This window comes from Microvirga sp. P4_G7 (assembly GCF_056401005.1).
In genome coordinates this window covers 1-591 of record NZ_JBFUKD010001157.1, presented here as the reverse complement: position 1 = coordinate 591, position 591 = coordinate 1, and the positions used below count along the sequence as shown (strand labels likewise).

Annotated in this window: 1 protein-coding gene; it reads right to left on the bottom strand. The window is 64.3% G+C overall.

Features of this window, described 5'->3' with window-relative positions; genetic code table 11:
• A partial coding sequence (locus AC1DT3_RS23605; RefSeq protein WP_477467574.1) for an N-formylglutamate amidohydrolase occupies positions 1-436 on the bottom strand: 436 nt, incomplete at its 3' end.
• Between the last annotated feature and the right edge of the window lie 155 nt (positions 437-591).

Genomic DNA, 591 nt, shown 5'->3' with positions numbered 1-591 from the left:
TCGTTGCATCGCCGATCGCCGTTCCGATGGCCGCGTCGTACGGATCGTAGAATCGTTTGGCGCGCCGCTCGACCTCTGCATCGTCGATCCGCGCGTTACCGGGGACGACGGCGCCGTCGGAGAGGCGCATGACGAGGGTCGGATCGTCGCGGCCGCGATTGGGGTCGATTACGAGCCGCGAAAAACGCGTCAGAATTGCCGGCGCATGAAGGCGTCTTGCGAGAGACCGCGTCACCGCGGCGGCTCCGATATCGTAGGCGATGTGACGCTGAAACTCCTCCGCCGGTAGGCCAAGATCGCCGAGTTCCGGTGGAACCGCGTTCGATGCGTGATCGCACAGGAGAAGAATGCCCGATTCGAGCGGGCCGGGAACGATCTCGACCGGATAGGGCTCGGTGGGAGCGGGCATGAGGGCGGGTGCGGGCGAGGTAAACATCCAGGGACGCGATCGAGGGTTGCTGGCCGGTGGCTTAACCTGCGATAGGGACCTTGGCAACGCGACCCCGAATCTCGAAAACCCATGGCTACTGCTTCGTCGACTTTAAAGTCCGGTTCCGGCTTCGCCTCGGCATTTGCCGCCCTCTGCGTCGG